20 protein-coding genes, 2 tRNA genes and 1 pseudogene are annotated in these 24,697 nt (G+C 72.9%); 18 read left to right on the top strand and 5 right to left on the bottom strand.

What is annotated here, in order from left to right; translation table 11 throughout:
• Positions 1-18: 18 nt before the first annotated feature.
• The 9 genes from OG439_RS10425 to OG439_RS10465 all read left to right on the top strand — a co-directional run bounded on the left by OG439_RS10425 (position 19) and on the right by OG439_RS10465 (position 13,213).
• The gene (locus OG439_RS10425) at positions 19-900 is read left to right on the top strand and encodes a GNAT family N-acetyltransferase (RefSeq protein ID WP_326949170.1); all 882 of its coding nucleotides are present in this window, start codon (positions 19-21) and stop codon (positions 898-900) included.
• Positions 897-2,000, top strand: coding sequence for an o-succinylbenzoate synthase (gene menC, locus OG439_RS10430; RefSeq protein ID WP_326949171.1), 1,104 nt, complete (start codon positions 897-899; stop codon positions 1,998-2,000). The genes OG439_RS10425 and menC overlap by 4 nt, the downstream gene beginning before the upstream one ends.
• Before the next feature lie 120 nt (positions 2,001-2,120).
• Positions 2,121-3,506, top strand: coding sequence for a serine hydrolase domain-containing protein (locus OG439_RS10435; RefSeq protein WP_326949172.1), 1,386 nt, complete (start codon positions 2,121-2,123; stop codon positions 3,504-3,506).
• Entirely contained in the window at positions 3,503-4,390 is an 888-nt protein-coding gene (locus OG439_RS10440; RefSeq protein WP_326949173.1) for a serine hydrolase, read from the top strand. Before OG439_RS10435 ends, OG439_RS10440 begins: the two co-directional genes overlap by 4 nt.
• Positions 4,387-5,976 carry an ABC transporter substrate-binding protein gene (locus tag OG439_RS10445; RefSeq protein ID WP_326949174.1) on the top strand — a complete coding sequence of 530 codons (1,590 nt, stop codon included), beginning with the start codon at positions 4,387-4,389 and terminating at the stop codon, positions 5,974-5,976. The genes OG439_RS10440 and OG439_RS10445 overlap by 4 nt, the downstream gene beginning before the upstream one ends.
• Positions 5,973-6,953: an ABC transporter permease gene (locus tag OG439_RS10450; protein WP_326949175.1), complete on the top strand. Its 981-nt coding sequence runs from the start codon at positions 5,973-5,975 to the stop codon at positions 6,951-6,953. Before OG439_RS10445 ends, OG439_RS10450 begins: the two co-directional genes overlap by 4 nt.
• 10 nt (positions 6,954-6,963) lie before the next feature.
• On the top strand, positions 6,964-8,898 hold the full coding sequence (locus tag OG439_RS10455) for a dipeptide/oligopeptide/nickel ABC transporter permease/ATP-binding protein (RefSeq protein ID WP_326949176.1): 1,935 nt from the start codon (positions 6,964-6,966) through the stop codon (positions 8,896-8,898).
• Positions 8,895-9,878, top strand: a complete 984-nt coding sequence (locus OG439_RS10460) for an ABC transporter ATP-binding protein (RefSeq protein WP_326949177.1) — start codon at positions 8,895-8,897, stop codon at positions 9,876-9,878. The genes OG439_RS10455 and OG439_RS10460 overlap by 4 nt, the downstream gene beginning before the upstream one ends.
• Positions 9,875-13,213 carry a serine hydrolase gene (locus tag OG439_RS10465; RefSeq protein WP_326949179.1) on the top strand — a complete coding sequence of 1,113 codons (3,339 nt, stop codon included), beginning with the start codon at positions 9,875-9,877 and terminating at the stop codon, positions 13,211-13,213. The genes OG439_RS10460 and OG439_RS10465 overlap by 4 nt, the downstream gene beginning before the upstream one ends.
• A gap of 80 nt (positions 13,214-13,293) precedes the next feature.
• Here the strand turns inward: OG439_RS10465 and OG439_RS10470 are convergent, their stop codons facing one another.
• A complete protein-coding gene (locus tag OG439_RS10470; protein ID WP_326949180.1) occupies positions 13,294-14,226 on the bottom strand; it encodes a quinone oxidoreductase family protein in 933 nt (310 codons plus the stop codon).
• Positions 14,227-14,304: 78 nt separating this feature from the next.
• On the opposite strand from OG439_RS10470, the gene OG439_RS10475 reads away from it, so the two are divergent.
• Positions 14,305-14,718, top strand: a complete 414-nt coding sequence (locus OG439_RS10475; protein ID WP_326949181.1) for a MarR family winged helix-turn-helix transcriptional regulator — start codon at positions 14,305-14,307, stop codon at positions 14,716-14,718.
• Positions 14,719-14,749: 31 nt separating this feature from the next.
• Here OG439_RS10475 and OG439_RS10480 read toward each other — a convergent pair whose 3' ends face one another.
• Entirely contained in the window at positions 14,750-16,213 is a 1,464-nt protein-coding gene (locus tag OG439_RS10480) for a DHA2 family efflux MFS transporter permease subunit (protein ID WP_326949182.1), read from the bottom strand.
• A gap of 196 nt (positions 16,214-16,409) precedes the next feature.
• Between OG439_RS10480 and OG439_RS10485 the strand changes: the two genes are divergently transcribed.
• From OG439_RS10485 to OG439_RS10495, 3 genes are all read left to right on the top strand, one after another.
• Positions 16,410-16,484: transfer RNA gene (locus tag OG439_RS10485), tRNA-Val, on the top strand.
• Between the two features lie 36 nt (positions 16,485-16,520).
• A tRNA-Val gene (locus OG439_RS10490) sits at positions 16,521-16,592 on the top strand.
• A gap of 306 nt (positions 16,593-16,898) precedes the next feature.
• Positions 16,899-17,144 carry a DUF4287 domain-containing protein gene (locus tag OG439_RS10495; RefSeq protein WP_326949183.1) on the top strand — a complete coding sequence of 82 codons (246 nt, stop codon included), beginning with the start codon at positions 16,899-16,901 and terminating at the stop codon, positions 17,142-17,144.
• A 511-nt stretch (positions 17,145-17,655) separates the two neighbouring features.
• Here OG439_RS10495 and OG439_RS10500 read toward each other — a convergent pair.
• Complete coding sequence (locus OG439_RS10500) at positions 17,656-18,429, bottom strand: NAD(P)-dependent oxidoreductase (RefSeq protein WP_326949184.1); 774 nt, start codon at positions 18,427-18,429, stop codon at positions 17,656-17,658.
• A gap of 77 nt (positions 18,430-18,506) precedes the next feature.
• On the opposite strand from OG439_RS10500, the gene OG439_RS10505 reads away from it, so the two are divergent.
• The 3 genes from OG439_RS10505 to OG439_RS10515 are packed head-to-tail and all read left to right on the top strand — an operon-like array spanning position 18,507 to position 20,993.
• Entirely contained in the window at positions 18,507-19,181 is a 675-nt protein-coding gene (locus OG439_RS10505; protein WP_326949185.1) for a GntR family transcriptional regulator, read from the top strand.
• A 55-nt stretch (positions 19,182-19,236) separates the two neighbouring features.
• On the top strand, positions 19,237-19,941 hold the full coding sequence (locus tag OG439_RS10510) for a 4-carboxy-4-hydroxy-2-oxoadipate aldolase/oxaloacetate decarboxylase (protein ID WP_326949186.1): 705 nt from the start codon (positions 19,237-19,239) through the stop codon (positions 19,939-19,941).
• Positions 19,938-20,993 (top strand): 4-oxalomesaconate tautomerase, encoded by a 1,056-nt coding sequence (locus OG439_RS10515; RefSeq protein ID WP_326949187.1) that lies wholly within the window; start codon positions 19,938-19,940, stop codon positions 20,991-20,993. Before OG439_RS10510 ends, OG439_RS10515 begins: the two co-directional genes overlap by 4 nt.
• Positions 20,994-21,013: 20 nt before the next feature.
• On the opposite strand, the gene OG439_RS10520 is transcribed toward OG439_RS10515, so the two are convergent.
• Complete coding sequence (locus tag OG439_RS10520) at positions 21,014-21,586, bottom strand: hypothetical protein (RefSeq protein ID WP_326949188.1); 573 nt, start codon at positions 21,584-21,586, stop codon at positions 21,014-21,016.
• Between the two features lie 63 nt (positions 21,587-21,649).
• Here OG439_RS10520 and OG439_RS10525 point away from each other — a divergent pair, with 63 nt between their 5' ends.
• Positions 21,650-22,687 carry a zinc-binding dehydrogenase gene (locus OG439_RS10525; RefSeq protein ID WP_326949189.1) on the top strand — a complete coding sequence of 346 codons (1,038 nt, stop codon included), beginning with the start codon at positions 21,650-21,652 and terminating at the stop codon, positions 22,685-22,687.
• 162 nt (positions 22,688-22,849) lie between these two features.
• Positions 22,850-23,056 (top strand): annotated as a pseudogene (locus OG439_RS10530) (response regulator transcription factor); the annotation flags it as partial.
• A gap of 67 nt (positions 23,057-23,123) precedes the next feature.
• Here the strand turns inward: OG439_RS10530 and OG439_RS10535 are convergent.
• Positions 23,124-24,605, bottom strand: a complete 1,482-nt coding sequence (locus OG439_RS10535; protein ID WP_442792298.1) for an MFS transporter — start codon at positions 24,603-24,605, stop codon at positions 23,124-23,126.
• Positions 24,606-24,697: the final 92 nt, after the last annotated feature.

Consider the following 24,697-nt stretch of genomic DNA (forward strand, 5'->3'; position numbering starts at 1 on the left):
TCCGGAAAGGATGGTCCCGTGACTGACGTTGTGACGAACACGGTCCCGTCCGTGCGGGACGAGGCGGCCCTCACGGCCACCGCCGCCGCCGCGGCTTCGGGGGCCGAGGTCCGTGAGCTCGCCGAGATCCCCGATCTGAACGCGGTGGCCCTGCTCTTCGAGACGATCTGGCAGCCCGAACCGGGCAGCCAGCCGGTGAACGCCGAGCTGCTCAAGGCGATGGTCGCGGCGGGCAACTACGTCGCCGGTGCCTTCGACGGCCCCCGGCTGCTCGGCGCCTGCTTCGGGTTCTTCGGCCGGCCCGCGAAAGGCGGGCTGCACAGCCACATCGCCGGGGTCCTCCCGGCCGGGCTCGGCCGCGGGCTCGGTTTCGCGCTCAAGCTGCACCAGCGCGCGTGGGCGCTGCACCAGGACGTCCCGGTGATCTCCTGGACGTTCGACCCGCTCGTGCGGCGCAACGCCCACTTCAACGTGACCAAGCTCGGCGCCCGCCCGGCGCAGTACCTGCCCGACTTCTACGGCCCGATGCACGACGGCATCAACGGCTCGGGCGACACCGACCGGATCATGGTCGCCTGGGAGCTGGCGAGCCCGCCGGTGCGGGCCGCCGCGCTCGGCGAGCCGGCCCGGTTCGACGCGGTCGCGCTGCGAGCGCGGGGCGCGTCGACCGCGCTGGCGGTCGGCCCGGACGGCGGGCCGGTGAGCGGGCCCGCGGACGGGCCGCTGGTGCTCGTCGCCGTGCCGCCGGACATCGAGGCGCTGCGCCGCACCGACCCCGCCGGGGGCCGGTCGTGGCGGGTGGCGCTGCGGGAGGTGCTGGGCGGCCTGATGGCCGGCGGCGCCGAGGTCGTCGGGTTCGATCGTGCCGGTTTTTACGTTCTGGCCAAGGAGAAGCCGTGAAACTCAGTGGTGTGGAGCTCCTGCGCGTCCGGATGCCCCTGGTGGCGCCGTTCCGGACGTCGTTCGGCACGCAGGCCGAGCGCGAACTGCTGCTCCTGCGCGCGGTCACCTCCGACGGCGAGGGCTGGGGCGAGTGCGGCGCGATGGTCGACCCGCTCTACTCCTCGGAGTACGTCGACGGCGTCGAGCACGTGCTGCGGACCTTCCTCGTCCCGGCGCTCACCGCGGCCGGCGACCTGACGGCCAACAAGGTCGCGCCGCTGCTGGCGAAGTTCAAGGGCCACCGGATGGCCAAGGCCGCGCTGGAGATGGCCGTGCTCGACGCCGAGCTGCGGGCGCACGGCGTGTCGTTCGCGGCCGCGCTGGGGTCCACAAAGGACTCGGTGCCGTGCGGCGTTTCCGTCGGGATCATGGAGACCGTCCCGCACCTGCTCGACGTCGTCGGCGGCTACCTCGACGACGGGTACGTCCGGATCAAGCTCAAGATCGAGCCCGGCTGGGACGTCGAACCGGTGCGCGCGGTCCGGGAACGCTTCGGCGACGACATCCTGCTCCAGGTCGACGCCAACACCGCGTACACGCTGTCGGACATCCCGCAGCTCGCCCGGCTCGACCCGTTCGAGCTGCTGCTGATCGAGCAGCCCCTCGAAGAGGAGGACGTGCTCGGGCACGCGGAGCTGGCCAAGCACATCCGGACGCCGATCTGCCTGGACGAGTCGATCGTCTCCGCGCGTTCGGCCGCCGACGCGATCACGCTGGGCGCGTGCCGGATCGTCAACATCAAGCCGAGCCGGGTCGGCGGTTACCTGGAGGCGCGGCGGGTGCACGACGTCTGCGCCGCGCACGGGATCCCGGTCTGGTGCGGCGGGATGATCGAGACCGGGCTGGGCCGGGCGGCCAACGTCGCCCTCGCGTCGCTTCCCGGCTTCACGCTCCCGGGCGATACCTCGGCGTCGGACCGGTTCTACCGCGACGACATCACCGAGCCGTTCGTGCTGGCGGACGGGCACCTGCCGGTGCCGTCCGGCCCCGGCCTCGGCGTGACGCCGATCGCGGGCCGCCTCGCCGAGGTGACCACGGCGAAGAGCTGGCTGGCCTGACCGGTTCGTCCGCCGCGATGAAAGTTTCCCCCGGTCTCGTCGGATTCGACGAACCGGCGGGGTAAGCGCAGGTCATAGCATCCCCGGCAACGCCGGTTCACCATCGGACGAGAGGCAATCATGGCGAAACTCACCGACCTCGGGACCTGGCTCGAAAGCCGGCTTCCCGCACTGCTGGCCGAAAACCACGTGCCGGCCGCGTCGGTCGCCGTGTACGCCGGCGGCGAAATCCTCGACCGCGCGGCCGGGGTGCTCAACAAGGCCACCGGCGTCGAGGCGGACGCCGACTCGGTGTTCCAGATCGGCTCGGTCACCAAGGTCTGGACGGTGACGCTGGCGATGCAGCTCGTCGACGAGGGGAAGCTGGACCTCGACGAGCCCGTCCGCCGGTACCTGCCCGGGTTCGCGCTCGCCGACGACGACGCGGCCGCGCGGATCACCGTCCGGCAGCTGATGTGCCACACCTCCGGCTTCGAAGGCGACATCTTCACCGACACCGGCCGCGGCGAGGACTGCGTCGAGAAGTACGTCGCCACCCTCCACGACGTGCCCCAGCTCTTCCCGCCCGGCGAGATGTTCTCCTACAACAACGCCGCGCTCTGCGTGCTCGGCCGCGTCGTGGAAGTGCTGCGGGACAAGGACTACAACCAGTGCCTGGGCGACCACCTGTTCGTCCCGCTAGGACTGACGCACGCGGCGCAGAGCCCGTACGAGGCGATCCGGTTCCGCGCCGCGCTCGGCCACCTGTCGCCGGAGCCGGGCGCCGAGCCGGAACCCGCCGGGATCTGGGCGCTGGCGCCGTCGAACGCGCCGGCCGGCTCGATGCTCGCGATGCGGGCGCGCGACCTCGCGACGTTCGCCGGCATGCACCTGCGTGATGGCGAGGCCCCGGACGGCACCCGCGTGCTGAGCGCGGCGAGCGCCCAGGCGATGCGGGAACGCCTGGTGGAGCTGCCCGACCTCGGCCTGATGGGCGACGCGTGGGGGCTCGGCTGGTCGCTGTTCGACTCACCCGGCGGCGCCCTGGTCGGGCACGACGGCAACACGATCGGCCAGGCGTCGTTCCTGCGGGTCGCCCCGGAGCACGGCGTCGCCGTCGCGCTGCTGACCAACGGCGGCGACCCGATCCCGCTCTACACCGAGATCATCGGCCACGTCCTGCGGGAGCTGACCGGCATCGAGCTGACCCTGCCGCCGGTGCCCGACCCGGCCGCGCCGCGCGTCGACGCCTCCCGCTACGTCGGCGAGTACTCCTCGACGGTCGCGGACATCGTGGTCAGCCAGGACGACAGCGGCCGCGTCTGGGTGGAGCGCGTCCCGAAGGGGATCTTCGCCGAGCTGAGCGGCCCGGTGAAGAGCGAGCTGGTCGCGATGAACGGCGACACGCTGATCCTCGCCGAGCCGATGCAGGGCATGTACATCCCGCACGCCTTCGTCGGCGACGACGGAACGGGCCACGCGCTGTACCTGCACACCGGCCGCGCCGACCGCCGGGTGCGCGCATGACCGGTGTCGAAGACGAGATCGGCGCGGTGTTCACCGCGGCGGGCGCGCGGGGCTTCGTCCACGCGCGGGAGATCGGCGGCGGCCCGGGCGAGGTGGCGCTCGGCGCGGACGACCCGGTGGTGCTGGCGTCGGTGTTCAAGATCCCGGTCGCCGTCGCCTACGCCCGGGAGGTCGTGGCGGGCCGCCTCGACGAGACCGAGCGTACCCGCGTCGGGAAGCGCTACCGCATCGGCGGGATCGGCACCGCCGGCTGCGAAGACGACGTCGAGATGAGCTGGCGCGACCTCGCGCTGTTCATGCTGACCATGAGCGACAACGCCGCCACCGATGTGATCTACCACCGGATCGGCCAGGACGCCGTCGACCGCGTCTTGGCCGACCTGGACCTGAAGCGGACGCGGCTGATCGGCTGCTGCGAGGACCTGTTCGCCTCGGTCATGGCCGACCTGGGCGCCGACGGTGATCTCGACGCCGCGTTCGCCGGGGCCACCCCGGAGCAGACGTGGAAGCTCTCGGTGCTCGACCCGGAGCGCACGACGTCGTCGACGCCCCGGGAGGTCACCACCCTGCTCGACGCCGTCTGGACCGATCGCGCCGCCGAACCCGCGGCCTGCGAGCGCGTCCGCTCGATGATGGCGCGTCAGATCTGGCCGCACCGGATCTCCGCCGGCTTCGGTTCGGACGTCACGATCGCGGCCAAGACCGGCACCCTGCCGGCGGTCCGCAACGAAGCCGGTGTGCTGTCCTTTCCGGACGGACGCCGGTTCGCCGTCGCGGTCTTCACCCGCGCGGACTCGCTCGACGAACGGCAGCCCGCCGTCGACGCCGCGATCGGCGCGGCCGCGAGCCTCGCCGTGGACCACCTGCGGAAGGAAACCCCATGACCCCCACACGGACCGCGGCGGTCCTGCTCGGCGGGCTCGCCCTCGTGGCGACCGCCTGCGCGGGACCGGGAGACACCGGCTCGGGCCAGACCCCCGTCGACGGCGGGACGTTCACCTTCGCCATCGGCTCCGACCCGGGCAACCTCGACCCGCACATGTCGGTGCTGTCGGTGACCGGCCAGGTCGACAAGTTCCTCTACGACTCCCTGCTCGAGCTCAGCGCGGACGGCAAGCCCCTGCCGGAGCTGGCCGAGAAGTGGGCCGCCACCTCGACCACCGCCGCGACCTTCACCCTGCGCCAGGGGCTCACCTGCGCGGACGGCGCCCCGCTGACCGCCGCCGACGTCGCGGCGAACATCGTGTTCGTCGGCGACCCGGTGAACAAGTCGCCCTTCGCCGGCCTGACGATCGCGCCCGGCACGAAGGCCACCGCCGACGAGGCCACCCGCACGATCACCGTCACCAGCGGCGCGCCGGACGCGTTCCTGCTCCGCAACATCGGCGCGCTGCCGATCGTCTGCGGCAAGGGCCTGGCCGACCGCAAGCGGCTGGCGAAGGGCGAGAGCGGCACCGGCCTGTTCGCCGTCTCCGAAGCCGTGCCGAACGACCACTACACGTTCACCCGCCGCAAGGACTACGCCTGGGGCCCGGGGGACTGGAAGGCCGAGCCTGGCCTGCCCGACAAGCTCGTCCTGCGGGTCATCTCCAACACCTCGACGGCGGCGAACCTGCTGCTCTCGGGCGAGCTCAACGCCGCGGCGATCACCGGCCCGGACCGCCAGCGCCTCGACGCGCGCAAGCTGTTCCACGCCGACTACAACGCGCCGCTCGGCGAGATCTACTACAACCAGGCCGCGGGCCGGCCCGGCGAGGACGAAGCCGTGCGGCGCGCGCTGACGCAGTCGCTCGACCTGGCGCAGCTGGGCAAGGTGCTCACCAGCGGCACGGGCAAGCCGTCGCAGGGCATGGTCACGGCCGACCCCAAGGCGTGCGCGGGCGACACCATCACCGGCAACCTGCCGGCCCACGACGCCGCCGCGGCCGCGTCCGCGCTGGACGCCGCGGGGTGGCAGGCCGGCGGGGACGGTGTCCGGGTGAAGAACGGCAAGCGCCTGACGCTGAACGTCATCTACGGCACCCAGCTCGGCCCGACGATGGCGCCGACGGCGGAGCTGTTCCAGCAGACCTGGAAGGCGCTCGGCGCCGAGGTCACGCTCAAGGGCGTCGACAGCCCCGGCCTGTCCCAGGTGCTGTTCGGCACCGGCGAGTGGGAGGTCTCGCTCGGCCCGCTCGGGCTCGCGCTGCCCAGCCAGCTGGTGCCGTTCGTGTCCGGCCCGGCCGCGCCGGACGGGACGAACTTCGCGCACATCGCCAACCCCACCTACGACCAGGGTGTGAAGCAGGCCGCCGCGACGAGCGGCGACGCCAGCTGCCCGACCTGGATCGCCGCGGAGACGGCGCTGATCAAGCGGGTGGACGTGGTGCCCTACGTCGACTCCGTCATCCCGATCTACGGCAGCGGCACGAAGTTCACGCTCAGCCAGGGCGCCGTGCTGCCGTCCTCGATCCGGATGTACGCGAAATGACCACGGCGACGGCGCCCGCCGGCCTGCGGGGCAGCCCGTGGCCGGCGTTCGCCGGGCGCCGGCTGGCCCGGTTCGCCGTGTCGCTGTGGGCGCTGGTGACCGCGGCGTTCCTGATGATCCACCTGGTCCCCGGCGACCCGGTGCGGGCCGCGCTCGGGATGACCGCGCCCGCCGCCCTGGTGCGGGCGCGCCGCGCCGAGCTCGGCCTGGACGATCCACTGTGGACACAGTACGGGCACTACCTGCGCGGGCTGGTCACCGGCGACTTCGGGACGTCGATGGCGAGCGGGCAGCCGGTGACGCAGGTGATCGGCGACCGGCTGCCGGCGACGTTGCAGCTGGCCGTGCTCGCGTTCGTGGTGGTCGTCGTGGTCGCGGTGCCGGTCGGGGTGTGCTTCGCGGTGCTGACGCGCGGCGGCCGTCGCCGGGGTGGTGAGCTGGCGTTCACGTCGGGGAGCGTGCTGCTCGCCGCCATCCCGGACTTCCTGCTGGCGGTCGGGCTGGTGGCGGTGTTCGCGGTCGGTTTCGGCTGGTTCCCGGTCGCGGGCGGGGACGGCCCGGGCGCGTACGTGCTGCCGGTGGCGGCCCTCACGATCGGGCCGGCCGCGGTGCTCGCCCGGATCGTCCGGGTGGAGCTGCTTTCGGTGCTGGGCGCCGACTTCGTCCGCACCGCGCGGGCGAAACGGCTGCCCGCGCGGCTGGTGTACGTCCGGCACGCGCTGCCGAACGCGCTGACCGCGACGCTGACCCTGGGCGGGCTGATGCTGACCGGCCTGGTCGCGGGCACGGTGCTGGTGGAGAACGTGTTCGCCTGGCCCGGGCTCGGCTCGACGATCGTGCAGTCGATCCTGCAGAAGGACTACCCGCTGGTGCAGGGGATCGTGCTCGTCTACGGCATCGGCGTGCTGCTGGTGAACCTGCTGGTCGACGTCGTGCTCGGGCTGCTCGACCCGCGTTCGACGATCCGGGAGAGCTGAGGTGACGGCGATGCGCGCACGGCGTGGTTCAGTGAAGAAGCGCGGCTCGGTGTGGACGACGGCCGTGCGCACGCCGGTGGGCGCGTGCTCGGCGGTGCTGCTGGTGCTGGTGATCGCGCTGTCCGTGCTGGCGCCGCTGTTCTGGGGTGACGGCGCCGCGGTGGTCGACACCGACGCGATCGGCCAGGGCGCGTCCGCGGCGCACCCGTTCGGCACCGACTCCCTCGGCCGCGACATCTTCCTGCGCACGCTCGTCGCGACCCGGCTGTCGGTCGGCCTCGCGGTGCTCGCGACCGTGATCGGCGTCGGCGCCGGGGTGCTCCTCGGGTCGTTGCCGGCGGTGCTGCCCCGGTGGGCGGGCCGGCTGCTCACCGCGGCGATCAACATCGCCGTCGCGTTCCCCGGGCTGCTGCTGGCGCTGTTCTTCGCGGTGATCTTCGGTGTCGGCACGCACGGCGCGGTGCTGGCGATCGCGTTCGCGATGGCGCCGGCGTTCGCCCGGCTGGTCCAGACGCTCTCGGCGTCGGTGGCCGGGCGCGACTTCGTCGCCGCGGCCCGGGTGTCCGGCGTCGGCCGGATCCGGCTGCTGGCCCGGCACGTGCTGCCGAACATCGGCGAACCGCTGGTCGTCAACGCGACCATCGGCGCCGGGTCGTCGTTGCTCGCCTTCGCCGGGCTCTCGTTCCTCGGCATCGGCGTGCAGGCCCCGGACTACGACTGGGGCCGGCTGCTGCGCGAAGGCCTGGACGGGATCTACGTGACGCCGGTGGCCGCGATCGCGCCCGGCGTCGCCGTCGTGCTCGCCGGGCTGGCGTTCAACCTGGTCGGGGAGACCGTCGCCGCCGTGGTCGGGGTCCGCTCCCGCGCCGCCCGGAGCGCGTCCGGCCCGGTGCCCGTGCCGCGGCCCGCGGTCGTCGAGGCACCGGCGGACGACGCCGTGCTCGTCGTCGAGAACCTGCAGGTGGCGTTCCCGCGAGCGGGTGGGTGGACGGTGCCGGTGCGCGGCGTCAGTTTCACCGTGCGCGCCGGCGAGGCGATCGGCGTCGTCGGCGAGTCCGGCTCCGGCAAGAGCCTGACGGCGCTGGCCGTGTCACGGCTGATCGAGCTGCCGGGCGTGGTGACCGCGGACCGGCTGGAGTTCGCCGGCACGTCGCTGCTCTCCGCGTCCGACCGCGAGCTGCGCGGCCTGCTCGGGACGTCGCTGGCCATGGTGTTCCAGGACCCGATGACGTCGTTCAACCCGGCGCGGCGCGTCGGCGGGCAGCTGGCGGAGGTGTCCGAGCAGCACCACGGCCTGTCGCGGCGCGCGGCGTTCGAGCGCGCGGTGGACCGGCTCGCTGCCGTGCGCGTCCCGGCCGCCCGGCGGCGCGCCCGGCAGTACCCGCACGAGTTCTCCGGCGGCATGCGCCAGCGCGCGATGATCGGCATGGGCCTGATGGGCTCGCCGAAGCTGATCGTCGCGGACGAGCCGACAACGGCCCTGGACGTCACGGTCCAGCGGCAGGTGCTGCGGCTGCTGGCCCGCACGCGGGACGCCGAGGGCGCGGCGATCCTGCTGATCAGCCACGACATCGCGGTGGTTTCCCAGACGTGCGAACGGATGCTGGTGATGTACGCCGGGCGCGTCGTCGAGGACCTGCCGACGGCGGACCTCCCGGGCGCCGCCCGCCACCCGTACACCCGGGCGCTGCTGGCCACGACGGTCGACCTCGGCACGGACCGCGACGAGCCCCTCGCCGTGATCCCCGGCCGGCCGCCGGAGCCGGACCAGGTCCCGGTGGGCTGCGCGTTCGCGGCCCGGTGCCCGCTGGCGACCGAGCGTTGTCTCACCGAGGATCCCGTGCTGGAACGGGCCGGAGACGGCCACGGCGTGGCGTGCTGGCACCCGCACGAGACCGCCGTGAGTGTCCTTTCCGGACAGTCGCGAAAGGAAGGTGCCGCGTGAGCGAGCTGCGGTTCGACACGGTGAGCGTCCGGTACGGCCGGTTGACGGCGGTGGACGGCGTCAACCTGACCGTCCCGTCCGGCCAGGTCGTCGGCCTGGTCGGCGAGTCCGGCTCCGGCAAGTCGACGCTGGCCAGGGCCGCGGTCGGGCTGGCCCCGGTCAGCGGCGGCCGGGTGCTGCTCGACGGCGTCGACGTCCGGCGACTGCCCCGGCGCAAGCCGCTGCAGATGGTGTTCCAGGACCCGTACTCCTCTTTGGACCCGCGGATGGCCGTCGGCGAGTCCATCGCCGAGGCGATGCCGCGCGGCGCCCACCGCGGCGGGGCCGCCCGGCGGACCGAGGTCGCGCGGCTGCTCGAACTCGTCAACCTGGACCCGGACCGCGCCACGACGTTGCCCGGTCAGCTGTCGGGCGGGCAACGCCAGCGCGTCGCGCTCGCCCGGGCGCTCGCCGGGCAGCCGAAGGTGCTGATCGCCGACGAGATCACGTCCGCGCTCGACGTCTCGGTGCAGGGCGCCGTGCTCAACCTGGTCCGCGAGGTCCAGCGGCGCCTCGCGCTGTCGATGCTGTTCATCTCCCACAACCTCGCCGTGGTGCGGTACGTGAGCGACTTCGTCGCGGTGCTGTACCTCGGCCGGATCGTCGAGGCCGGGCCGGCCGAGCAGGTGCTCACCGATCCGCGGCACCCGTACACGCGGGAACTGCTGGCCGCCGCGCCGTCCGCGCACCACGGCCTGCTCGACGACCCCGGCGTCGACGCGCTCGCCGACACCGAACCCGCCGACCCGCACCACCCGCCGTCCGGCTGCCACTTCCATCCGCGGTGCCCGATCGGCCCGCTCGTGCACCCCGACCGCACCGTCTGCCTCAGCGCCGACCCGGCCGCCGCGGCCGCGGAACGACCCCACGTCGCGGCGTGCCACTTCGCCACGACCGCACCGAATCACACTGCGCCGAATCCCACGAGGAGATCCGCATGACCCGCCGCCTGAGCGCCGACGACCTGTACGCCCTGGAGTTCCCCGAGCAGCCCGCGCTCTCGCCGGACGGCACGCGGATCGCCTACGTCGTGCGCACCGCCGACCGCGACGCGGACCGCGACACCCGCTCGCTCTGGCTGGTCGCCACGAGCGGCGGCCCGGCGCGCCGGCTGACCCGCGGGACCGCCGACCTCGCCCCGGTGTGGTCGCCCGACGGCACGCGGATCGCGTTCCTGCGCGCCGCGGACGGCCCGGCGCAGCTGTGGCTGCTGCCCGCCGACGGCGGCGAACCCGAGCAGATCACCACGCTCCCGCTCGGCGCGGGCAGCCCGGTGTGGCGGCCGGACGGCGCCGAGATCGCCTTCACCGCCCCGGTCGACCTGGCCGCGGACGAGGGTGACGACGACGCCGCCCGCGGCCGCCGCGCGGGTGCCCCGGTGGCCGCCGACCGCCTCGACTTCAAGGCCGACGGCGCCGGGCTGCTGCGGACCCTGCGCAAGCACGTCCACGTCCTCGACGTCGCCTCGGGTGACGTCCGGCAGGTGACGGCGGGGGACTGGCACGCGGGCGATCCCGCGTGGTCGCCGGACGGTGCGCTGCTGGCCTTCCCGGCCGGCCCGGAGGCCGACGCCGACCTGACGTTCCGCTCCGGCGCCTACGTCCTCGAAGCCGGCAACCGCCTCGCCGAGCCGCGCCCGGTCGGCTCCGGCGACGGCATGTGCGGCACGGTCACCTGGACCGCCGACGGCACCGCGCTGCTCGTCGCCGGCCGCCGCGACACCGCGCCCGGCCACCTCGGCCTGTTGCGGATTCCCGTGGACGGCGGGGAAACCGTCGACCTGGCCGCCCCGCTGGACCGGAACGTGATGCCCGGCGGCCCGGGCTACCCCGGCGCGGTCCCGGTGCTGACCGGAGACGGCACCACGGTCGTGTTCTGCGTCCGCGACCGCGGGTACACGCACGTCTACGCGGTCGGCGTCGACGGCGGCGAACCGCGGCTCGTCGCCGGGGGCACCGGGAACACCCTGTCGGACGTGTCCGTCGCCGGGGGCACCGCGGCGGTCGTCCTCGCCACGCCGACGTCGTACGGCGAGATCGCGACGGTCGCCGTCGCCGGGGGAGCGCCCGAAGTCCTCACCACGCACGGCAGCGGGGCCGAGGTCGAGCTGTTCACCCGCGAGGAGCGCGAGTTCACCATCTCGGACGGCACGGTCGTGCACGGCTGGCTGGTGCGCGACCCCGCCCGCACCGGCCCGCGGCCGCTGCTGCTGGACATCCACGGCGGCCCGCACAACGCGTGGAGCGGCACCGCCGACGCCGTCCACGCCTACCACCAGCAGCTCGCCGCGCGCGGCTGGGCGGTGCTGCTGCTCAATCCGCGCGGCAGCGACGGCTACGGCGAAGCGTTCTACACCGCGGCCGTCGGCGCCTGGGGTGTCGCCGACGCCAAGGACTTCCTCGAGCCGCTGGACGCGCTCGTCGCCGAAGGGGTCGCGGACGCGCAGCGGCTCGCCGTCTCCGGCTACAGCTACGGCGGCTTCATGACGTGCTACCTGACCAGCCACGACGACCGGTTCGCCGCGGCCGTCGCCGGCGGCGTCGTCAGCGACGCGGTCAGCATGGCCGGCACGTCCGACAGCGGGCACTACCTCGGCGTCGCCGAACTGGGCGGAGCGTCCTCTGTGGACGAGGCGCACTTCGGGGAGTCGTCGCCGCTGGCCCGGGTCGGGCAGGTCCGCACGCCGACGCTCGTGGTGCACGGCGCCGACGACGACCGCTGCCCCGTCGGGCAGGCCGAGCAGTGGTTCACGGCGTTGCGCGAGCAGGGCGTGCCGACCCGGCTGGTGCTCTACCCCGGCGCGTCACACCTGTTCATCCTGGAGGGGAAACCCTCGCACCGCAGCGACTTCAACCGCCGCGTCGTCGACTGGGTCGAGCAGCACGCGGGCTCGCCGGGGCGCGTCCCGCTCGACGGCGCTCACTGGCAGCGGCGGCTGACCGCACTCGCGCGCAAGTACCGCGTCCCCGGCGCGACGCTGGGCATCCTGCGCCTCGACGGCGACGAGCAGGCCTTCGCGCACACCGGCGTGCTCAACAAGACGACCGGCGTCGCCGTCACCGGCGAGTCGGTGTTCCAGATCGGCTCGATCACCAAGGTGTGGACGGCGACCGTCGCCATGCAACTCGTCGACGAAGGCCTGCTCGACCTGGACGCGCCGATCGCCGACGTGCTGCCGGAGCTGCGGCTGGCCGACCCGGACGTCACCAAGCAGGTGACGCTGCGGCACCTGCTGACCCACACCAGCGGCATCGACGGCGACGTCTTCACCGACACCGGCCGCGGCGACGACTGCGTGGAGAAGTACGTCGCTGTGCTGGACCAGGCCGCGCAGACCCACCCGCTCGGCGCGACGCTGTCCTACTGCAACTCGGGCTTCATCCTGGCCGGCCGCGTCATCGAGAAGCTGACCGGCAAGACGTGGGACGCGGCGTTGCGGGAGCGGCTGTTCACCCCGCTCGGCCTGACGCACACGGGCACCCTGCCCGAGGAGGCGCTGCTGTTCGGCGCGGCGATGGGCCACGTCGCGGCGGGCGACGAGGAGCCGCGGCCGGCGCCGGTCTGGGGCCTGCCGCGCTCGGCGGGCCCGGCCGGCCTGATCACGGCGACCCCGGCGGACGTCCTGGCCTTCGCCCGCCTGCACCTGCGGGGCGGCCTCGGCCCGGACGGCACGCGCGTCCTCTCGGAGGCGTCCGCCACGGCGATGACCGAGTGGCAGGCGGACATGCCGGACAAGCACACCCTCGGTGATTCGTGGGGCCTGGGCTGGATCCGCTTCGACTGGGACGGCCACCGCGTCTACGGCCACGACGGCAACACGATCGGCCAGGCGGCGTTCCTCCGCATCCTGCCGGACCAGGGCCTCGCGGTCACGCTGCTCGCCAACGGCGGCGGCACGCACGACCTGTACGAGGAGCTGTACCGCGAGATCTTCGCGGAACTGGCGGGAGTGGCGATGCCGCAACCGCTGGCGCCCGCGGCCACACCGCCGTCGGTCGACGTCTCGGAGTTCCTCGGGACGTACGAGCGGGAGTCGGTGCGGACGGAGGTCCTCAGCACGGACGCGGGCCTGCGCATCCGCCAGACGGTCACGGGCCCGCTCGCCGAGCTGGTCCCGGAGCCGACGACGGAGGACGACCTGATCCCGATCAGCGCGACCCAGTTCGCCCTGCGCCCCGCGGGCACCCGCTCATGGCAGTCGGTGACGTTCTACCAGCTCCCGACGGGGGAGCGGTACCTGCACAGCGGAGTCCGGGCCACCCCGAAGGTGAGCTGAACGCCGGCCTGAAGTCCGTGAATGCCACATCGAGGGACACTTGGTCCCTCGATGTGGCATTCACGGCTTACGCCCCGCGGTCAGGGGACGATCACGACGCGGCGGTCGTCGCCGTCGTCCTTCCACGCCACTTCGACGTCCTCCAGCGGGACCGTGCGCGTGTCGATCCGGAAGGTGCCACGGCCGACTTCCGCCGCGAGGGCGGGCAGTTCCGCGACGATGTCCCGTGTCGGCACCGAACCCTGGCCGCTGCCCACCAGCTGTAGCCGCGCGGCCCGCAACGCGGCGGAGGGCAGCGACGCAGTCCGGCCCGCGACCGAGCCGATCTCGATCCACGTCAGCGGGCGGGCCCGGTCGCCGCGGTGCGTGACGATCTCGCGCATCGCCTCGGCCGTCGGCTCGCCCCAGACGTAGTCCAGGACCACGTCGACGTCCGCGCCCGCCGCGCCGACGTCGGCGAGGGGGACCGCGACGTCGGCACCCAGGCCCGGCAGCGTCGCGAGGCGTCCGGGATCCCGGCCCGCGGCGACGACCCGCCCGGCGCCGAGGTGCCGGGCCACCTGGACGGCCAGCCGGCCCGCGTTGCCGGTCGCGCCCAGGACGAGGACGTCCTGTCCGGCCGTGAACTCGATCCGCCGCCGCAGCGCGATCCACGCCGACATCGCCGGGTTCATGCCCGCGGCCACGAGCACGGGGTCGACGTCGTCGGGCAGCACGACGCTGCGGCGCAGGTCGACGACCGTCCGCTCGGCCAGCGCGCCCATCGCCGTGTCCGGCAGGACGAAGTAGCGCAGGCGGCCGTCGGGCGCGCGGCCCACGCCGTCGATGCCCGGCACGAACGGCAGTTCGGCGGACTCGGTGTAGTGCGAACCGTCGGCCTGGGAGCGCACCCGCGGGTGCAGGCCGACGGCGACGACGTCGACGAGCACCTCGTCCGGCGTTCCCGGCACGGGGACGGGAAAGTCCTGGCAGGTCGGCGGTGTGCCGAACGACGTGACGACCGCTGCGCGCATGGTGACCTCTTGATAAGTAGTTGGTAGTGCCAAGTAGATTAGCTGGCATTACCAACTAGTTCAAGGTAGCGTGGCGGTATGACCGAACCCGGGCCCGACGAGGTGCTGGACCACCTGGTCCAGGTGTCCTTCACGGTGATGGCGCTGCTCAGCCGCGCGGCGGCCGCGCACGACCTGTCGCTGACGCAGCTGCGCGCCCTGGCGATCCTGCGCGACCGCACGCCGAAGATGGCGGAGCTGGCGGACTACCTCGGCCTGGACCGCTCGTCGGTGACCGGCCTGATCGACCGGGCCGTCAAGCGCGGCCTGGTCCGGCGGGAGGCCAGCGAGGACGACGGGCGCGCGGTGCGCGTCGGCCTGACCGAAGAGGCGCACCGCCTCGCCCGGAAACTGGAGGCGGAGATCGCCGGGCTGCTGGCGCCACTGACCCGCGACCTCACCCCGGCCGAACGCACCCGGCTCGGCACGCTCCTCGGCCGCATGCTCCCTTGACCCGCGCCGCTCGGCCGTCGCCGAGCGAGACTCAGTTGTCCGAAGTGGACACTGCCGGCTCGGTGGACGTGCCGCTGGAACGGCGGATCAGCCAGCTGAGCGCGAAGGCCACCAGCCCGATGCATCCGGCGACCACGAACGCCATCCGCAGCCCCGACGCGTCCGGGCTGCCCGCTGTCGCGTCCGCGGTGCCGAGCGTGGCGACGCTGACGAACAGCGCCGTGCCCATCGCGCCCGCCACCTGCTGCAGCGTCGAGAGGATCGCGCTGCCGTGGGAGTACAGGTGCTCGGGCAGCACGCCGAGCGACTCCGTCATCAGCGGCGTCATCATCAGGCCCAGCCCGGCCATCAGTAGCACGTGGATCCCGATCACCGCGATCAGCGGCGACGCCGGCCCCAGCAGCGTGAACAGCCACAGCGACAACGCCATGGCCGCCGCGCCGGGGATGACCAGCGGGCGCGCGCCCACCCGGTCGAACAACGCGCCCACCGGACGGCCCAGCAAGCCCAGCACGAGCCCGCCCGGCAGCACCGCCAGCCCGCTGACGAACGTGGTCGTCTTCAGCACCGTCTGCAGGTAGAGCGGCAGCAGGATCGCGGCCGCGCCGATCAGGCAGACGAACAGCAACGCCGTGAGCACCAGCGCCACCACGAACGGGCGGTGGGTGAACGGCCGCAGGTCCAGCAGTGCGCGGTCACGGCGTTGCAGGCGCACCTGCCGCCACGTGAACACCACGAGCGCGACGAGCCCTACGACGATCGGCACCCACGCCGGCACCGGCGGCTCCACCCCGGCGGCCTCGCCGGTCGAGGACAGCCCGTACAGCAGGCCGCCGAAGCCGATCGCGGACAGCAGCACCGACGGCACGTCCAGCGGCACCCGGCGCGTCTCGCTGTGCAGCCGCAGCCGCAGCAGGCCGATCACCAGCGCCGCCAGCGACAGCGGCAGCACGATCCAGAACATCCACCGCCAGCCCAGTCCCGACAGCACCGCGCCGCCGATCGTCGGCCCGATCGCCGGCGCCACGGCGATGACGATCGTGATCGTGCCCATCGTCGCGCCCCGCCGCTGCGGCGGCACCAGCCGCATCACGGTCGTCATCAGCAGCGGCAGCATCACGGCCGTGCCGCACGCCTGCACCACGCGCCCGACCATCAGCACCCCGAACCCGGGCGCGAGCGCGCTGATCAGCGTGCCGAGGCTGAACGCCGTGAGCGACACGAGGAACACCTGGCGCGGCGTGAACCGCTCGAGCAGGAACCCGGTCGCCGGGATCACCACGGCCATCGTCAGCAGGAAACCACTGGTCAGCCACTGCACGGTGGTCGTCGGCACGTGCAGGTCGACGGTCAGGTCCCGCAACGCGACGCTCAGGATCGTCTCGTTCAGGATCATCACGAACGCCGACAGCACGAGAACCCCGATGAGGAGCCCCGAGCCCGCCGGAGCGTCCGTCCGGTCGTCGGTGGGTGCGGTGTGCACGGTGTCGGTCATCGAGGTGGGAACTCCTGGTCACTGCGCCGGCGACGGTCGGGGGAAGTGCGCTGGTCTCCCGTCCAGTCTGCCTGGCCCGCGGCCCCGGTGTCACGGCGGTTTCGACCGTGGTCCCGGTCACTCCGGCGCAAGGGGAACCCCCTGCAACCCCGGCATCACCGTCCGATATGCTTCTGCGAGTACGGACTTCCGGAGCGCGCGATTAGCTCAGCGGGAGAGCGCTTCCCTGACACGGAAGAGGTCACTGGTTCAATCCCAGTATCGCGCACCAGGGTTCCCCGACCCTCACAGCCGGAGTTCGTACCGCGGGCGATTAGCTCAGGGGGAGAGCGCTTCGTTCACACCGAAGAGGTCACTGGTTCGATCCCAGTATCGCCCACGAGAATTCGCGGAAGCCCCTGTTTGCGGAAAGCGCAAACCGGGGCTTTTCTCGTTGTGTCTTGTGGGGGCCGAGCCCCCACGCCCCCGCCGGGGGCAAGCCCAGGACCCCCGCGTGTGGTTCTGTCGGGCTGGCGGCTCGCCTTTTGTTGTTCCCCCTTTCGGGTAATCGTGTGCCTTCCCGGTGGTTGTCCACTGTGGATCTTGGTGACTGTTGTCGTTGGAGTTTGTGCTGGTCGGGGCTTGACAAGAAAAGTTGTCGGTGGGAGTGTTGTGGGTACCGGGACCTCGACCTCTGGGAGCGGACATGTCTTTTCAGGCCTACCTCGACAACGCCGAGAAGCAGACCGGCATCACCCCGCGGGGCTTTCTGGAGCTGGTCGGTGGCCAGGGGCTGACCGAGCAGGGGGAGATCGTCGCCTGGCTCAAGGCCGAGCACGGCCTGGGGCACGGGCACGCAACTGCGGTGGCCCGTCTTGTCGTCAAGGGCCCGGAGTTCGTCGCCGAGCACCACGGTGCCGTCCACCTCGACGGTCTCGCCGCCCGAGGGTGACCCTCGGGCGGCCGTTTCGTCCACGCCGCCCAGAGCGGCCAACGCGGCGCCCGGAGGGCCTAACTCGGTGCCCGGAACAGCCAACTCGCTGCCTCGGGGCGATTAACTCGCCGCCTGGAGCGGCCAGTGCGGCGACCGGAGTGGCCAACACGCCCGGTTGGCGGCGTGTTTGCCGATGCGGTGGGTGTGTTGGCTTTCAGGGCACCTTGGTGGCCGCCCCGGACACCTCCCGGCCGAGCTGTTCGGGGATCGGCAAGGTCGGGAGCGCGGTCGTGCCCGCCTCGGCGAACCGGAGGGCGGCCTGCTCGAACCGTGTTGGCCGCCGGCGTCTCCAAGGTCGAGATCGAGCGCACCCGTGACCGCGTCCGCGTCGACATCCACACCGCCCGGCGGGCTCTGGGTGATGAGGTGGCCGCTCCGGGTGTGCGGCAGGGGCGACCCGCTTGCGTCCCGGTGCCGGGGGTCGTGAGTGTTTAGGAGGGTTCTAACCCTCCTAAGCACTCACGACCTCTTACTCTGGCTCCTTCGCCAGCTGCGCCAGCTGGTCTCGTGCCGCGCCCGCTATGTTCGAGGGCACGCCCAGCTCGGTGAGCATCTCGGCTGCTGCCGCCATCTCTGCTGTGCGGCGGACTGCGTGCGTGTGGGAGCCCGTGACCAGACGCTCCACTGTGGACTCGTTCGCGGTCGTCAGCTCGTCGGTGATCAGCTGCCGCAGCCAGTCCTCGCAGTCTGCGGCTCGCGCTGCGTGCAGGGCCTCTACCACCGCCGCGGACATGCCCTTGAAGAACACGCTTCGCAGCAGCTTTCGCTCCGCCGCCAGTCCGGCCTCGCCCGGCATGACCTCCACCGCCGCTCCGAGTGCGTTCAGGGTTTCGGCTACCGCGGCGGCTGCGGGGCCCGTTGCGAGCATGGGGACCCGCAGTCCGCGGCCCGGCACCGGCGCCATGATCGCGATGTCCGCGAACGCCGTGCCGTGGGAAGCCGCCGTCGAAGCCAGGCGGCGCTTCGCTCCGGGGGATGCCGTGTTCAGGTCGGCCCAGAGAGTGTCCGGTCCTAGGCCGGAGAGACCCGCGGACAGGGCGTCGTGGGCGGCTGATGCGCTGTTCACGCTCAGTACCACCTCCGCGCCCCTCGCTGCCTCTGCCTCGGAGCCGGTGGTGACGATCCCGTCCGGTGCGGTGACGGCCGGGTCGTAACCTCTCACCACCGCGCCGGCCGCCGCCAGGTCTCGGGCCAGCGCGCTGCCCGCTTCGCCCAGCCCCAGTACCGCGATGGTTCCGCGCATAGCACAATCCTCTCCGGACACCTACGATCGAGTAGACGATCTGCTCGACAAAATTGTCAACAAACAGGGGTGGAAGTATGCCGGAGACTGCCGCGGACCAGGGGCCGGGGGAACGATCCGTGGTGGCCGCCGTCCGCGACGCCATCGTCCGCGGCGAGTTCGTCCCCAATCAGCGGCTGGTCGAGGCCGACCTGTCCGCCCAGTTCGCGGCCAGCCGCGCCAGCGTGCGGTCCGCGCTCATCGAGCTCACCAACGAAGGCCTGGTCGAGCGGGTGCAGAACCGCGGCGCGCGGGTGCGCGCGGTCTCGCTGGAAGAGGCCGTCGAGATCTCCGAGGTGCGGATGATGCTCGAGTCGCTGTGCGCGGCGAAGGCCGCCGAGCGCATCACCGACGCCGAGATCGCCGAGCTGCGCGAGCTGGGGGAGGCGATGCGCGCCGCCGTGTCGGGCGGGGACGTCGTCGGCTACTCCGGGCTCAACCAGCGGCTGCACCGCCGCGTCCGCGAGATCGGCGGGCAGCGCACCGCCGCGCAGGTCCTCGAACGGCTGCGCGGGCAGAGCGTCCGCCACCAGTTCCGGCTGGCCATGCGCCCCGGCCGGCCGCAGGTCTCGCTGCCCGAGCACCTCGCGATCATCGACGCGGTCTGCGCGCATCACCCGGTCGAGGCCGCCGAAGCCGCGCGCGTCCACCTCCAGAGCGTCATCGAAGCCCTGCGTGAGGCCGACGCCGCCGAGGTGTCCCACCTCCGCTGAGCAACAGTCGCCAAGATTGTTGACAATTTCGTCGACGCTATCTAGCGTCGACGGCATGAACCCGGTGATCGTCACGAACCCGCCGCGCGCCGACGCCGGGCAGGTGACCCGGCTGGCCGAGTACGGCGTGGCCACCGTCCACGAAGCGCTCGGCCGCAGCGGCCTGCTCGGCCCGGACCTGCGGCCGATCCAGGACGGCGCGCGGATCGGCGGCACCGCCGTCACGGCGCTGTGCTGGCCGGGGGACAACCTGATGATCCACGCGGCCGTCGAGCAGTGCCGCGAGGGTGACGTCCTGGTCGTCACCACGACTTCGCCGTCGCGCGACGGCCTCTTCGGCGAACTCTTCGCCACCGCGCTGCGCCACCGCGGCGTGCGCGGCCTGGTCATCAACGCCGGCGTCCGCGACGTCGCCGAGCTGCGTGAGCTGGGCTTCCCGGTGTGGTCGGCCGCGGTCAGCGCCCAGGGCACGGTCAAGGCGACGGCCGGCGCGGTCAACGTCCCGGTCGTGCTCGGCGGCCAGGTCGTCCACCCGGGCGACGCGATCCTGGCCGACGACGACGGCGTGCTGCGCGTCCGGCGCCAGGACGTCGAAGCCGGCCTGACGGCTTCCCAGGCCCGGCTGGAGAAGGAAGCCGCCGCGCGTGAGGCGTTCGCCGGCGGCCAGCTCGGTCTCGACCGCTACGGCCTGCGCGAGAAGCTCGACGCGCTCGGTGTCCGCTACCTCACCGCCGAGGAGTACGAGAAGGAGCAGGGATGACCGGCGTGCGCTGCATGCTCATGCGCGGGGGCACCTCGAAGGGCGCCTACTTCCTCGCCGACGACCTGCCCGCCGACCCGGCCGAGCGCGACGACCTGCTGCTGCGGATCATGGGCAGCCCCGACCCGCGCCAGATCGACGGCCTCGGCGGCGCGCAGCCCGTCACCAGCAAGGTCGCCATCGTCGCGCCGCCCGGCGGGCCCGATCGCGACGTCGACTACCTGTTCCTGCAGCTCGGCGTCGACGACGCCACCGTCTCCGACCGCCAGACCTGCGGCAACCTGCTCGCCGGGGTCGGCCAGTTCGCCGTCGAGCGCGGCCTGGTCCCGGCCGGCGGTGAACGCACGACGGTGCGCGTGCTCCTGGTCAACACCGGCTCCATCGCGGTCTCGACGTTCGCCACGCCCGGCGGTGAAGTCGGCTACGCGGGATCACTCGCGATCTCCGGCGTGCCCGGCACGGCCGCGCCCGTGGAACTGGACTTCACCGGGACCGAAGGCTCGGTGTGCGGCAGTCTCCTGCCCACCGGCCGGATCCGCGACAACGTCGGCGGCCTCGAAGTGTCCTGTGTGGACAACGGGATGCCGGTCGTCGTGGCTCGCGCCACCGACTTCGGCATCACCGGATACGAACCGGTCGAGGAACTGACCGGTCTCGCCGACCGGATCGACGCCCTGCGCGTCGAGGCGGGCAAGCTGATGGGCCTCGGCGACGTGCGCGGCAGCTCCGTCCCCAAGACCATGCTCGTCGCCGCCCCGCGTGACGGCGGCGCGATCGCCACCCGGACGTTCATCCCGGTGCGGCCGCACCCTGCGATCGGCGTGCTGGGCGGGGTCAGCGTCGTCACGGCCCTGCTGCTCGACGGCGCCGTCGGCCACGAACTGCTGGTCCGCCCGCCCGCCGGCGAACCGATCGAGATCGAGCACGCGAGCGGCACGCTCGGCGTCGGGATCGAGTTCGACACCACGGTGACGCCACCGCGAGTCGCACGCTCGACGGTGTTCCGCACGGCACGGAAGTTGTTCGACGGCACCGTTTTCCCACGCTCCTGAGGAGCTGAACCTGACGGCGCTCAGCTCTTGCCCGGCTCCTCCGGGTCGTCGGCTTCGTCGCCGTGGGCCAAGGTGCGCAGGGACGAGAACACGCTGACCCGGCGCATGTCCATCAGCTGCCAGCCGCGCGCGATGCCGAAGGCCAGGTCGCCGATCAGCACGTAGTACAGCGTGCGCAGCGGGTCCCAGTTGCCCGGTTCGGTGAGGAGCTCGACGCCGGCGTAGATCTCGAAGCCCGCGATCACCAGCAGCGCCGACGCCATGCGCAGCGAGCTCCAGTGCCCCAGCCGGTGCCGCACCGCCGTCACGATCGAGCGGATCGCCGCCGCGTCGAACACCAGGATGCCGACCCCGGACGCGACCGCCCAGCCGCCCGGCGAGCTCCCGGGCACCAGGATCATCAGCGACAGCACCAGCGCGTTGGTGAACAGCAGCATCGCGGCGGACGCGCGGGTGTGGTACTCGGCGTGCGTCGTCGTCCGGCGGACGCGGTCCGGGGACACCGAGACGGCCACGAACAGCAAGCCGATCAGCGCGCCGCTCGCACCGGCGACGGCGACGGCGAATTCGTGGTACTCGTCGGGGATGCCCATCGGCGCAACGTACTTCACCGGCGCGTCCCGCGCGCGAAGGCGCTTTGTGGTGTGATCGACGGCATGGGCGACACGATGCTGGCGGGCCGGCTCGATCTGGACAAGCGGGAGTTCGGGGTCGAAGAGGTGCCGATTCCGGCGCCCGGGCCGGGGGAGGTGCGGATCGCGGTCGCCGCGGCCGGCGTCTGCCTGTCCGACCTGCACCTCATCGACGGCACCCTGCCCGGCACCGGCACGGTCACCCTCGGCCACGAGGTCTCGGGCACCGTCGAGGCGCTCGGCCCGGACGTGCCGGCCCACCTCACCCTCGGCCTGCGCGTCACGCTGCAGGCCGGGCAGTCGTGCGAGGTCTGCGACCGCTGCCTGCGCCGGCAACCGTGCCTGCGCTCGCGGGTGCGGGGCGTGCACTACGACGGCGGCTGGGCGGAGTACGCGCTCGCCCGCACCGACACGGTCGTCCCGATCCCCGACGACCTGCCCTTCGACCAGGCGGCGATCATCCCGGACGCGGTGTCGACGCCGTACGCGGCGGTCGTCGCGACCGCGCAGGTGCGCCCGGCGCGCTCGGCGGGTGTGTGGGGCGCGGGCGGCCTCGGCGTCCACGGCCTGCAGGTGCTGCGGCTCGCGGGCGCGGCCCCGATCGTGGCGATCGACCCGCTGCCGGCGGCCCGGGAGCGGGCCCTGTCGTTCGGCGCGGACGTCGCCCTCGACCCCGCGGCCGCGGATTTCGCGGATCGGATCCGCGAGCTGACGGGCGGGCGCGGGCTGGACTACGCGTTCGACTTCGCCGGGTACGCGGCGGTGCGCGAGCAGGCGGCCGCGGTGCTGGGCGCGCAGGGCGCGATGGTGCTCGCCGGCCTCACGAACGCGCCGCTGCACCTCCCGGACAGCGCCGGGCTGAGCGTGCGCGGCCAGCGGATCCTCGGGCACTTCGGCTCATCGGGCGAGCACGTGCTCGAACTGGTCTCCCTCGCCCGCCACGGCCGGCTCGACCTGTCCCGGTCGATCAGCGCGCACATCCCCCTGGCGGAGGCGGACCGGGCAGTGAAGCAGCTCGCGGAGAAGACGGGCAACCCGATCCGGCTGATCCTCGTCCCGTGACGATCAGTCCCATGTGGACGGTGTTCGACAGATTCGACAGCTCCGCCGCGGTCATCCGGAACCTGGTGTAACGACTGGGCTTCCCGCGCCGATGACGCCTCTGTGAGTCTGAAGGAAGCCCCGGTCATCAGCAACGGCTGGCGTGTCACAGCGAAGTTCACGATGACCGGTCGCGAGACCGAGATCCTCGACCTCATCGGCGAAGGCCTGCGCAACCAGGAGATCGCCCGGCGGTTGGTGATGAGCGAAGCCACGGTGAAGACGCACATCAACAACCTCTTCGCCAAGGCGGGGTTCCACTCGCGGGAAGACGCGGTCCTGTACGCGGTCGGCATCGCGGAGCCGGGCCGGTACCACCGCGCCGACTGACGCGGCGGCACCGCACCGGGGCCGGTACCGGTACCGCCGCGCCGGCGCGCGGCGGCACCGAACCGCGTCAGCCTTGTGCCGCCGCAACCGGTTCCGGGGTCGCGGGCGCTGACGCGGCCGGCGTGTGCTTGGGCAGGAACGCGGCGATCGTCAGCGCGATGAGGGCCGCACCGGAGCCCATGGCCAGCACCACGCGGAAACCGCTCGCCGCGGGCAGCGTCGCCGGTCCGAAGTGGACGGTCAGCTGCGCCAGCACCAGACCCGCTGTCGCGCTGGAGATCGACGTGCCGATCGAGCGCATCAGCGTGTTCAAGCTGTTCGCCGCGGCCGTTTCCGACACCGGGACCGCCGCCATCACCAGACCCGGCATCGCGCCGTAGGCGAGGCCGATGCCGCCGCCGATGACGCACGAGATCAGGACCAGGTGCCAGACCTCGCTCATCAGCACGATGCCGATCGCGTACCCGATCGCGACGACCACCGCGCCGAGCATCAGCGTCGTCTTCGGGCCGCGGGTGCGCGAGATCCGCGCGGACACCGGCGCGAGCGCCATCATGACCAGGCCGGACGGCGCCATCACCAGGCCCACCACCAGCATCGACCGGCCGAGGCCGTACCCGGTGGCCGCCGGCAGCTGCAGCAGCTGGGGCAGGACCAGCGACATCGCGAACATCGCGAAGCCGAACACCGCGGACGCGAGGTTGGTCAGCAGCACCTGGCGCCGCGCGGTGGTGCGCAGGTCGACCAGCGGCTGCCGGGTCCGCAGCTCCCAGCGGCCCCACAGCAGCAGGATGACGACGGCGGCGGCGAACAGGCCGAGCGTCGGCGCGCTGCCCCAGCCCCAGTCGGCGCCCTTGGAGATGGCCAGCAGCAGGCAGACCAGGGCGATCGACAGCCCGGCCGCGCCCGGCACGTCGAACCGCCCGCCGGTGCGCACCGGCGACTCGGGCACCAGCGCGACGACGAGCCCGGTGACGACCAGGCCGAGCCCGGCCGAGGTCCAGAACAGCACGTGCCAGTCGGCGTGCTCGGCCAGCAGTGCGGCCGCGGGCAGGCCCAGCGCGCCGCCGACGCCGAGGGACGCGCTCATCAGCGCCGTCGCCGAGCCGAGCCGTTCCGCCGGGAGCTCGTCGCGCATGATGCTGATCCCGAGCGGGATGACGCCCGCCGCGAGGCCCTGCAGCGTCCGCCCGGCGACCATCGGCACCAGGGTGTCGGACAGCGCGCCGATCGCCGAGCCGGCGACCAGGGCGCCGAGGCTGACCAGCAGCATCCGCCGCTTGCCGTACATGTCGCCGAGCCGCCCGACCGTCGGCGTCGCGACCGCGCCCGCGAGCAGGGTGGCCGTGATGGCCCAGGTCGCGTCGGAGGCGGACGCGTGCAGCAGTCCGGGCAGCGCCGGGATCAGGGGGATCACGAGCGTCTGCATCAGCGAAACGACGATGCCGGCGAACGCGAGGACCGCGACGACGAGGTTCGCCCTCGGCGCGGTTTCCCCGGCGGGGGCGGGAGGTCTGGACACGGGCGGGGTCCTCCAACGGGGACGCATCGGGCGTTCGGGTCGATTTAAAGCAACCGCTTGACTAGCGTAGCAGCCTTCGGTTGACTGCTGACGTACTGACGGCGCACCACGAGGAGGAT

Origin of the sequence: Amycolatopsis sp. NBC_01307, assembly GCF_035975215.1 — a bacterium.
Taxonomy (GTDB): Bacteria; Actinomycetota; Actinomycetes; order Mycobacteriales; family Pseudonocardiaceae; genus Amycolatopsis.